5 protein-coding genes and 1 pseudogene are annotated in these 12,449 nt (G+C 42.4%); all 6 read right to left on the bottom strand.

The window, feature by feature from the left end:
* A pseudogene (locus BKM32_RS14120) lies at positions 1–1,124 on the bottom strand (chromophore lyase); the annotation flags it as partial.
* Positions 1,121–5,794, bottom strand: a complete 4,674-nt coding sequence (locus tag BKM32_RS14125; protein WP_083702198.1) for a hypothetical protein — start codon at positions 5,792–5,794, stop codon at positions 1,121–1,123. The gene BKM32_RS14125 and the pseudogene BKM32_RS14120, both read right to left, overlap by 4 nt.
* 100 nt (positions 5,795–5,894) lie before the next feature.
* Positions 5,895–8,597, bottom strand: coding sequence for a type IX secretion system membrane protein PorP/SprF (locus BKM32_RS14130; protein WP_076664495.1), 2,703 nt, complete (start codon positions 8,595–8,597; stop codon positions 5,895–5,897).
* A 1-nt stretch (position 8,598) separates the two neighbouring features.
* Positions 8,599–10,062, bottom strand: a complete 1,464-nt coding sequence (locus tag BKM32_RS14135; protein WP_076664497.1) for a gliding motility-associated C-terminal domain-containing protein — start codon at positions 10,060–10,062, stop codon at positions 8,599–8,601.
* Positions 10,063–10,252: 190 nt separating this feature from the next.
* Positions 10,253–11,551, bottom strand: a complete 1,299-nt coding sequence (locus BKM32_RS14140) for a hypothetical protein (RefSeq protein ID WP_076664499.1) — start codon at positions 11,549–11,551, stop codon at positions 10,253–10,255.
* 397 nt (positions 11,552–11,948) lie between these two features.
* A complete protein-coding gene (locus BKM32_RS14145) occupies positions 11,949–12,395 on the bottom strand; it encodes a hypothetical protein (protein ID WP_053977115.1) in 447 nt (148 codons plus the stop codon).
* Between the last annotated feature and the right edge of the window lie 54 nt (positions 12,396–12,449).

Below are 12,449 nucleotides of genomic sequence, written 5' to 3' on the forward strand. Positions count from 1 at the left end.
TCCGTTTCGGTGATCACCACCGTAAAGGTACCGGCATTCATGCCTGTTACCGTTTGTGGGTTGGTAGCCGTATTGGCAACAACCGCTCCCGTTACCGATACCCCGGCATTGTCGAATACCTCATAGGTATAGGCTCCGGAGTAGTTGGACACGTTGATATCGAAGGCGCCCGTATCGTCACCAAAACAGGTCACGGTACTTGGCGTGGTCGTAAAGGTTGGCAGTACCGCTGCCGGCAAGGATACCTCTACAACTTCCTCACAGGAAGTCACCATATCCGTAACCGTAATGGTATACAGTCCCGAAGGCAGTCCCGAGAACACATTGCCCGACAGGCTTGCCGTGGCCGGATCCGGACTGATGGTATAGGTAAATGTTCCTGAACCTCCCACAGTTGCAATGGACAATTGTCCATCGTCGTTGTTACAGGTAGGCAGTGCCTCTACAGATGGCGTTATGTTCAGCGGCGCAGCAATGCTCACCGTTACCGTGTTCCCACAGCCGTTGGCATCCTTCACCTCTACCGTATGGTCGCCCGAGGCTAGGTTCGTTATGGTAAACGGTGCCGTTTGTGTCTGGAAGGCGCCGCCATCGATGCTATAGCTATATGGAGGGATTCCTGCAATGTCAAGGCTCACTGTCATTTCATAGGTACCGTCCACATCCAGACATTCATCGGCAAGCGTTGCCGAGATTTCCGGGGAAGGGTCCGCTGGCAGTACCACCACCGGACTGCTCACGATACAGCCATAGGCATCCATCACATGTACATAGTAGTCCCCTGCATCCAAGCTGAAGGTACTGGCCGAGGCCCATGCTGCATCCGTTTCCGAAGGAGCGGTTGCTGTGGTTGTCACTTGGTATTGGTAAGGCGCCGTTCCGTCGTGTCCCACCGCACTGATCTGTCCAGAGGCTACGTTACAGTTCGCATTTTGGTCGATCGATGTGCTCAGGCTCAAAGGGATCTCCGATTCGGTTATGTTGAACGGAATGGTCACGATGCTACAGCCGGCATTCGGCCCCGTGTTCTCCGTGATCAGTACGTAGTAGTTTCCAAAAGGAAGCGGTCCTAGGTCCGTTACCGTCAAGGAGCCATTGCCCCCTACCGTTCCAGATCCGGTCACCCCTGCAGGTTCCTGCGTAAGGTGGCCGGTTCAAAATAGCTACAGTTGGTCGATGCATCGTATACAATAAAGGTATAGCTCACCCCTGGGGTCAGTCCCGTAAAGGTGGCCGACTGGCTGCCCGGGGCATCCTCCGGGATCCATGATCCCGATGGGTTTGGATATACCGATACCGGTCCCTGGTAGATGCTGAAATAAAATGGTCCAGAGCTTACCAAGGTGGAACCGATGCTCACTACAGCCTCTCCTCCTGTGGTACAGTCCACCGTGCTGGCGATATTGATATCAAGATCGGTCGGTGGCGAGGCCACCAAAACATCCTGGATCAAAACCGAACAGCCGTTGGCATCCACGATGTTGATCTGGTAAAGCCCGAAGTCCACCACGTCAAAGCTCACCGAAGTGGAGCCCGTGGCGTTCAGCTCGGAGTTGTCGTAACCGTTGGTTCCGGTCACAAAATAGTTATATGGCGCCGTACCTCCCGTTACCCCATCGATAATGATGGATCCCTGGGATACCCCCGTAGAGGTACAGGTGATATCTATGGTATGGTAGTCCACTGCTATGGCATCCGGTTCCCCGATAGTCACTGTTTCAGTAGCTTCACAGGACTTGGCATCGGTAAGGGTTACCGTATAGGTGCCCGCCGTAAGTCCTGAGGTCTGCGTGCCATAGTCCACTCCCGTGGTGTCGTTGGTGACGTTGATGGTGAACGGTGGCGTCCCTACCGTGGTGTCGATGGTCACGTCTATCGAGGCGTTGGCATCGCCATTACACAATATTGGCGCATGCAGGTCCACCGTTAGGTCAGGCATGGAAATGGGCTGAACTGTGATCACGCCCGTTTCTGCCGTACACCCACTGGCATCGGTTACTTGGAACTGGTAGGTCCCGGCAACGGCCGTAGTATAGGTAAAGGTAGCTCCCGTAGCGCCCAATGCACTGTAGGCAGCTCCGCCAATCGATACCGCATAGGTATATGGCGGGGTCCCTCCGCCTATGGTCCCTTCGATGATGGCATCCGGAGATGTGGTACAGTCAAGGTCCTTTACAAGGACAGCTCCCATGGTTAGCGCCGGAAGCGGATCGATGGTATAGGTTTCTGCATAGGTACAGTCGTTGGCATCCTTCACCTGGAAGGTATAGGTGCCCGGCTCCAATCCTGCAAATTCATTGGAGGCCTGGTAGGCAGTGGCTGCCGAGGCCGGTGCGATGATCTGGTATTCCAGGGCTCCCGTGCCTCCCGTTACCGTAGCAACTGTAATTGTAGCCGTGTTGGATGGACAGGTCACAGGCGTGCTGGTAAAGTCCATATCGGTCGGTGGGTCCAAAGGCGCAATGTCCACCGCATTGGTAATATAGGTACAGCCCGTGGCGTCCTGAATCGTCACCGTATAAGTGCCAGCGGTCAGTCCCGTAAAGGTACTGCCCGATTGGAAGGTCACTCCGTCAAGGCTATAGGTGTATGGCGCTACGCCACCGGAAACGTTATTTACCGTGATAGTCCCGGTACTGCTACAGGTATAGGGTGAAGTCAACTCGGCAACGCCCACGATTGGGTCGTTGGCCGTGATGGTCACCGTCTGGGGGTCCGTTAGACACACTGAACTTCCCAAGGTATATTGGAGCACCACTTCGTAGTCGCCTTCTGTTAGACCTGTGAACATTGGTGAGCTCACAAAAGTCAATCCCCCGTCGATGCTGAACTGCAATGCATTCCCATTGGCATCTACAACTTCAATAGTTATAGTTCCCGTATCGCCAGAACTTATACAAGTAATATTCGTCTGAGAAATTGTATATTCTGGTGCAGGGATTGCTTCCACATTTATAGACGTAGTTGCCGTACAGTTATTGGCATCCATCACCGTAATTTCATATAAACCAGGTGTGGACACTGCAATTTCAGGAGATGATTGGAAATCTGTATCACTATTTACAAAATAGTAATAAGGAGGCGTTCCTCCTGAAGCATAAACCGTAATCACCCCATCCGTACAGGTAAGCGGTGTTGTTAAGGCTGCAGACACCTCAATCATTGGAGGCTCTACAATTTCAATTTCTTCTGTATGCAAACATCCATTATCGGTACTTACATTAACAGTATAATTTCCAGGATTTAATGAGGCAAATTCATAATCGCTCGCCATGATAGGTCCAACGCCATCCACAAAAGTTCCGCCTTGGTAAAGGCTATAGTAATATTGAGGTAAGGCTTCATTAACTGCTAAATGCACACTTCCAAAGTCACCATAACATTCTGGTTGGGTAATGTTACTAACCACAGAAAACTCTCTTTCCATCACATGTACACTCGGTGTTTCGAAAATACAAGGGTTGGTATCTACTCCTATTTGTTGGATGTAAATGGTATAATATCCTGGGGAATTCACCGTAAAGACATTACTAGATTGGTAATTCACTCCATCAATACTGTATTCATATCCAGAAGGTACACCTCCTACGGTAATTTGGCCAGGTGTTTCACAAATGATATCCTGAGCTGTTGCTGTAGGATTCAATAAGTTTTGATATACATTGAAGTAAAAAATACTGTAACACCCCCCTGGATAGTTGATTACCAACCTGAATTGTCCTGAGGTGTTAGCTGTAAAATCTGGACCTGTTCCTAATTGGTTCCAAGTACAGGCATCATTTTCGTTGGCACAATCTGGCGTTGCCACAGCTTCACAGCTAGACTCATCCAATTTCTCCCAGATTATAGAAGCTGCATCACTAATCCCGGTTAAAATATCACGTGAATCATTAGCACCACATAAAAAGATATTTGGCAGTTCTTTTCCATCGTTTGGACAGATGACTACTTCATCTGCATAAGGAATCACTGGGTTTGTTTGGGTTGTTCCGTACAACACCACTGTTACCACTTCTTCTATTGACAAACAAGTTGCCGGAGCAGTATTGTTTACATAGTAGGTTCCTGTTTCGGTTACCGTAATGGTTTGTGTTGTTCCTATAACCGGTGAACCAGTTGGGCTGGTTGACCAAGAGTAGGATTCATAACCATCGGCTGCAGTTAATTCAACACTTCCTCCACATAGCACCTCTTCTCTTTCATAATCACAATTAGAAATATCCACCAAAAAGTTGGTTGGTTGCGGGAAGCTGTTACATTCTACAGAGACATAACTTGGTTGGTCTTCCACAGTGATAGAGCTAATTGCTCCGGTGTAGGTGGCAAAAGCCTGATTTACGATTTCGTTGGAACAAGCCTGACTTAAATCGTAACAATTTGGAACTACCTGTACCGCTAAACGAATCACAAACACAGGATCTCCAAATTCTACAGATTCATCAGGAATGTCGAACACAATAGTGCGTGTTACTGGATCGTAAGATAACAATGTTGCGCCTCCTGAGTTGGTCAAATCAATATCTGTAGCTGGATCAAAAACAATATTTTCAGGAAGAATATCGGTTAACGTAAAATTGGTAATATCTTCGTTTCCTATGTTTTGATAGCTTATTTCGTAGAACAGGTTTTGGCCTAAAATAACATCGTCTCCATTTATTTCATTTCCAAATTCATCCTCTACAATTTTTACCAGTTCTATTTCTGGTGAAATGATATCCACAGCAAAAGCACTGAAAAACGAAAACAATGGATCCGCTTGTCCTCTGGCTACCTGTAGTGTAAAAGATGCAGAGGTTTCACTGTGGTCTATGTATTCAGGCTCTGAATTTACAATTTCCAAAAAACCTGTATCATACCCCAAAGTATTTGTCCCTGAAGGATTTCTAGGATAAGACACTCCATTCATGTTTTCAATAACAGATCCAAAAAATTTGTTGGCAGGTCTTAAAGGGGTGGTAACCTCTTTGTTATTGATTTCAAGCTTAGTGGCTCTATTATTTTTATCACCGTCTAAAACAGCATAAGCAAACTGTAAATCGATATGTCCTGCTGGAGGCGTCGTAAAGCCATCCACAGGGATTTCCTCATAATGATCATCGTAAATATGACTGAAACCATCAAAGGTTGTGAAGGATTTCATGTGAAGGTTAGGGTCTTCATAAATCACAAAAAGAGTCCATCCTGCCGATAGTCCCGTTGAGTAATTGGATCCTTCACTAGAAATAACATTGGCAACCGTATAGGTCCCTTCCACGTCAGTTAAATCTCCCAATATATCCGTTACCTCTGCATAACAAGCATAAGGCGTGTTTCCTGGTTCACCAGTTTCTGAGACAATAGGATTTACAACGGCATCGTATATAAGTTCTCCTGTAATATCTACATAAGAAGTACCTTCCGGAGTTTTGAACTTAACCTTATTTATATTGGTTCGATCTCCATTTTGAAGCGTCGCTCCCCAATACAAAGCGGCATAAGCTACCGAATAACAAGTAGTTTCACTACCATCTTCTTGAGGAGGTAATACGATATCGGCACTACTAGAACTAAATGTAGAAGTGTCCGAATCTATATCAATGTATTGCATGCTGACATCTTGGTTATCGATGGAATTATTATTCCCTGGCAAATTATTTTGACCAAGGATATTGTTTCCTATAACCAGCATACTCCCTTTTACTTCTATTTTCTCTCTAATGGTAAATGGTTCATAGGTTTGGGCCATCATACCAAAGCTCATCAGTAACAGAAATAAACCTAAAAGGTAAGGTCTATAATAAGTAGGCGTTTTCATGGTGTTTCTGTTTTAAAATCCTATTTCCTACAAGGGGCATTGCAAAAAACAGGCTTGCCATTACTACTATTTTTAATTCAATTTTCTAATTTTTAAATACTTAATTCTCTATTTTAATTATTGATAGCTTCTGATTATATGGTCTATTACCTTTTGATTTCATCGCTTCATTAGCCTGTTCGATGGCATCAAATTTTTGGTAATAGATGTAATATTTACTGGTATTTACGTCATAGAAGAAATCCACATCGGTTCTTCCAGACGACACTACCTTCGTTAAGAAATCATCTCTCTTGGCAACATCGTTATGGACTGCCAAAATCATGTAATAACCACTTTCTACATTCTTAACATTTTTCACAATTTGGATATTTCCTCCAAGGTCTTCTCCAAAATTGAATTCTTCCGTTTTTAATGGCGCCGATCTCAATGGCGTACTTTGCTTGATATTTTTCAATGCCAACCTATCGCGCATGTATCTGTCATCTTCATTGTCATAGGCTGCACGTTTGATTCTACGTTTTCTTTCTATTTCGGTAGCTCTGTTGATGCCTTCCAAAGTAGTGGTTAAACTTGCTTTGGTATCCATGGCTTTCAATTGTTCAGACTTTAATCGCTTAATAGTTTTCTTGTAATACAGCATTACAGGATCATTTTCTATTGGCGCAAACTGAAGTCTTTGCTCGTATAGCTCTTCCAATTCTTCAATACGCTGAGTACGGGTATCGATGATTTGATCGATATCTGCCTTCAAGGCTTCGATGGCTCTGTTTTCGGCAGAGATACTCTTAAATGGTTTTGGAGCTACTACAATTCCTTGATCACCCAAATCATTTTCCTCTTTCAAATCCTTAAGATCCTGATTCTTTATCGCGATGGCTTCCTTATACCTCGTGATTAAGTCTACTTGTGCCGTACTATCCGTTTCGGTCAACTTCGTAATTTCATTCATAGACTTGGCCAAATCGTCTGTGGCCTCCATAGCCTTTTGCTTGTCAGATACCACTTCCTTAGCTTTAGCTTCCTCCGCCAATCTTGCGGCTTCTGCTTCAGCAGCCAATCTGGCCTCTTCTTCAGCTTTTGCTTTAGCTTCAGCCTCTGCAGCCAGTCGTGCCTCCTCTTCGGCTTGAGCTTTGGCCAATGCTTCTGCTTCCAATCTTGCTTGCTCTTCTGCCTCAGCCTTAACTTTTGCTTCAGCGGCCAATCGAGCTTCCTCTGCTGCTTTTTCTTTTGCTGCAGCTTCAGCAACTAACCTTGCTTCTTCCTCGGCTTGGGCTCTTACTTTAGCCTCTGCAGCCAAACGCGCTTCTTCTTCCGCTTGAGCCTTCGCCAGTGCTTCAGATTCCAATCTTGCTTGTTCCTCAGCTTGTGCTTTAGCTTTTGCTTGGGCAGCCAACCTAGCTTCCTCATTAGCTTTTGCTATTGCTGCAGCTTCAGCAGCCAAACGAGCTTCTTCTGATGCTTTTGCTTTCTTCTCCGCTGCTATTTTTGCCTTAGCTTCCGCAACGGCCTTAGCACGTTCTTCCTCTTCCAATCGTTGAGCTTCAGCTTCCGCAGCCAACCTTGCATCCTCCTCAGCCTTTTCTTTAGCTGCCGCTTCCTCTGCTAATCTAGCTTGCTCCTCAGCTAATGCTTTGCTTTCAGCTTCTTTCTCCAAACGTGTCTCTTCAGCCTCCGCTGCCAATTTTGCTGATTCGGCATCTGCCAATGCTTTAGCTTCTGCTGCTAATTTAGCCTCCTCCTCAGCCTTAGCCTTTGCTTCTTCTCTACGAGCAATAGCCGCTTTTCTATTGGCTTCTGCCTGTTGTTTAGACTTTTTGGAAACAGGTTTTCTTCTCTTTTCAGGGAAGACAATGGCACTCACCTTGTCTTCTCTACTATAATAAAAACGTTCTGTATTATTAAATCTGTAGGCAAGAGTAATTTCATGTGAAGGACCAAAATCGGTGAACTCACCAACAGCCTTTTCAAAGTTATATTCAATGGCAATTTGCGAGGTGATGTTCAATCCCACTCCTGCAGACGCTCCATATAATGTATTATATCCCACTTGTCCCCAAATACCTTTAGGTACCATTAACATAGCCAAACCTGATACAATGGTTTCATCTGATCTGAACTCCGATCTTACCAAAGCTTGGAATCTACTTTGATCGAAGAAACCTCGGCTGTCCATATAACCTGTATACATAACATGTCCTTGTATTCCCTGATCTGGAATGTCCTTGATAAGCTGAGAAGCATTTACATTATAAAGCACCAAATTGGTCAACGCCAGTCCGAAATCGAAAAAGCCTGTACCATAATTGATTCCAGGATTTATGGTCAGTAAAAAATTGGAAGGGATGTTGTTCAATGAAGGATCATCATAATTAGTCACAACATTTCCATTGTTCACACCACTTTTATAAGCGCCTACGTTCAATCCGAACGTAAGATTGTTTTCACGATTTAATTGTGCGTTGTAAGCAAAATTCAAAAGCCCTCCAAAAGTAGTCAGGACTCCATAATTTTGTTGGAACAGTCCAATTCCCATTCCAATGTTTTCCTTAAACCTTCCGGAAAAACTTCCCAAATAGGTTTGTGGGGCATCTTCAAACTGCACCCATTCCCTTTTATTATTGAAACTAAGATATTTGTGTTGCTCTCTTACAAAACTGAAAGTTGGATTTAACACATATCTATTGAAACGCAAAGAATTACGTACCGGTATAGCAAACGATACTACCCCATCCTCTTCTTGAGAATAGGTCATCTGTACGGAACAGATTAGTAGTACTATGGCCAAAAGGTACGCTTTCATGTTACTTTACAACGGTTATAGAACCTTTTTTAGAGTCTTGCCCAGGACTGGTGATGATATAATAAAATACTTGATTTATACTGCTAACTCCCAATTGGTTTTCAGGCCAATTGTTCATATAATTATTGGTTTGATGCACTACTTTCCCACGGCTATCCATAATCACAATTTCAGTATTGGAACCACTCACATATTGCTGTGGAATTACCCAAGTATCATTGATACCATCGCCGTTAGGACTGATAAGATTAGGAATGTTTCCTACTTCCGGGAAGGGATCGATAGGTTCTCCAATTACAAAGATGAATTCTTGTGAAGTCTCACATCCTGAGGTTTCTGTAATCACAACTTTATAGGAACCGTAGTCATATGCTTCATAACTAGCTTCTGTAACCTCAGGAATCAAACTGCCGTTAAAATACCATTCATAAATCGGACTGTTAGCCGTTGTAGTTACTTCTACCCATAAATAGTCTCCCTCTTCCAATTGATTTTCCTCAGGAACATTAATTTCGCTTTCAAAACTCTCACTGATTAAATCAATAGAACCGGAGGTTTCACAACTTCCCAAATCAACTTCTACTGAATAAAATCCAGATTCATTAGTTTGATAGGTTTGCTCTGTTGCTCCAGAAATGGCCGCGCCATCTTTATACCATTGGTAGCTTACACCACCTATGGTTGCCAAAGTGGTCATACCTTGATCTGGACAAAACGGATTTCCCAAACTTGAAGCAATGGTAGCATCGGCTTCACCAGCAGACACTTCACTAATAGTTACTCTATTTGAGAACGAGTTGGAAGTACAGGTTCCATAATTGGTTTCAGCAAAATAGGTTCCTTCCTGATTAACCGACAACGTTGTTCCCTGTGAAATGAAAACTGCCGTAGTAGGTCCCGTTTCCTTAAACCAATTAAAGGTTAGGGATGGATAATTTAAAGGAGAATCGTTTTCTCCCGTTCCAGGATTATCAATAGTTAACAAATAGCTTCCGCCAGAACAAAATGCCCCAGTGGACACCAAGTTATTAATTGAAAAAGGGCTATCCTGAATTTTATAATAGGCCGCAAAGGCTGTTGATTTTGCACTTGTAGCAACAGGAGCTGTACTTTTTATTCTCAGCTTATACCCTTCTCCAGCTGTAGTGGTCGGCAATGAAAAACTTAAAGTTGCCGGTGACACAGTAACAGCTCCTGGCTGTGAAGTGAATATTGTTGTAGGGGTTGAAAAATCCCCTTCGGGATCAGACATTTCGATGACGAATTGGTTGGAAGCTTCCAATATAGCTTCTGGAGAAAACACGAATGTTACATTATATGTATTGAACGACTCACTGGCACAAGCCTGACTAAATCCTAAGTTAGGCGTACCAATGACCAACTGGGCATTTGTTTGTTGCACGAACAACCAAATACAGAAACCAGATAGCAAAGTAAGTCTGTTTAAGATAGTAGTTTTTTGCATTCAATTACATTTAGCAATTATTCATTCTCAAATTCTTAAACCTTAAAGGTCAAGAATCTCATATCGTGATTTCAGTTTTATCAATCCGATTTAGGGTCTAAAAGGGTTTGCTTATATCTCCTGTAGTTTTGAAATATTAGCACACCCTATTGTATCTCCTATAAAATCATCTTAGGAAATCTTCCAATGCCTAGTCGGCATTGGAAGCATAAATTTTGTTGATACGCAATCTAAAGTCAGGACGTTTTGAATTGGCTAAATCGATAAACGTTTCAGAGTCACTTCCTTTAGAGTATACGTTAAAAAACGCGCGGTTTCCGTACCAGTTTTCCAAATCTTCATTATTGGAATTGTGCTCGGTGAAAATATTTCCGTTGCAGTTGTTGAAATACATTTCACTGAACTTGATACGGTCTAAGTTCTTATTATTAATAGTAATGTGGTCGTCAAGAATTACCGCTGGATTGAAACCAGAGATGACACTCTTGCTCATTTCCAACGATGCATGTTGCGCAATGTACAGGGCCTCTTTAACCAAACCAACTTCGATATCGGAAGCTAAATTGTCGCTAACATTTACCAAAGTTAGGTTTTCAGCTTTTACAACCGTTCCTTTTTTCGTAAGGTCTACTTCATTCTTATCTTCATAAGAAGCAACATACATACATCTAGAGCCATCGGCTCCAGACACATATGGCGAACGGATAGCCAACGAATTGGTAATATGGCATTGTGCACCGTAGTTAAATTTGTAGTCATCACTGCTACTTCTGAAAGACACCATCTGTGTCATGTTGAATTCTCCTCCAATAACACTGAATGCGTTTCCTTCGCAATAGCTTACCATGATATTTTCAACAACGGTTTTATTTCCAACACCCGCAAGTGTCAATCCGTTGAAGAAACCAAATTCCTTGGTACGTCTTCCCGCAAATTCAATTCTTACATATCTAAAAATTCCAGAATCGGATTCCACATTCTCTCCTCCATAGTTGATATATTCAAAAGAAGTAGGACGTAATCCGTAATTCACAGAAGATCCGTTTCCGAATTTATTGATTGGCGCATCTCCAAGAATGAACACCCCTCCCCAGTCACCTTCTTTCTTCACACTTCTATTGGAAGAAAAAATAATCGGGTCGGTTTCCATTCCGTCAGCAACAATTTTTGAACCTTTACTTACTACTAAAGTTCCGTTGGTTTTAAAATCTCCAAGGATTACGGTTCCTGGTTCAATTGTAAGTGTGGCTCCTTCTGTTACAAACACGCTACCTAATAATAAATAGGTATCCTTTTTGTAAAGCTTAGTGTCTTGTGAAATATTCCCACTCAAGATTTGAGTTGGCTCACCATAGTCTACATGGTTGGGTCTAAATTCGGTCCAGTTGTTTAACCAGTTTGTGGTTCCTATGATTCCTTTCTCCTGTTGGGCAAACAGATTAACCGCAGCCAAAAGAAACAAACATAGAGTCTGAGTAAAGTTTTTCATAAGTAATGTAATTATTAATAGATTAAGGGTCTTCTAACTGTTGATACATCAAAAGTATAAACAAATTCTACGAAATACAAAAAAAGTCGTTCAAATACATCTTTTCAATATAATTGTAGTCTAAAGCCTACTTTTAATAATTATAAGGAAAGAATCATCTTACTTTCAATATATTACAGAATTTCTTTAATACTTTAAGAAATTTCAATCTTAACTTATTTGGTCGTTACAATATTACTTCTCAATTTTAAAAGCAGGGGTACACTTTATATTATGATATTGTAATGACTTTTTTAACTACAGCTTCTCCAACTCGGAAAAAAAAACCCATCATCATATTGGGGTTTCTTTTTGAGTTTTGATAGCATACCTTATACACTATTCGTTTTATGAACTATTAAAAATCGTCGTACGTATGTAACGATTTTAATGTTTCCTCATAAAAAAGAATAGCCATGATTAAATTAGATTTATCTGAATAAGGTAAAATACGTTTTTGAAATTCGATGGTACTTTCAAAATAGTCCTTGGAAGCTTCAATATTATCCTCTAGTGCTTTCTTGTTATCCTTTGTCTCAGGAATTCCCATAGACGCCATTGTAATACCAGGCTTGGTAGCAAAAGCAATATTAGGCAAGATTTTTACGATAACTTCAATTCGCTCCTTATAGAGCTCCAACAACTCTCCTTTTTGCATATGCTCCAACTGATCTCTGTCATGATACTTTGCAATAGAGACCTTACCGCTAATAATACTAGGAGACTCCTCTTTATTCTTTTGGGCAAAACCAATGCCCGTAACAAGTATAAAAACAATACTTAATAGGGTAAATTTAGTTTTCATAGTTTAGATTTAAGGCGTTAACTGTAGCAAATTTATGCAATTAAACGTAAAAAA

Origin of the sequence: Mangrovimonas sp. DI 80, assembly GCF_001975575.1 — a bacterium.
GTDB classification, from domain to species: domain Bacteria; phylum Bacteroidota; class Bacteroidia; order Flavobacteriales; family Flavobacteriaceae; genus Mangrovimonas_A; species Mangrovimonas_A xylaniphaga.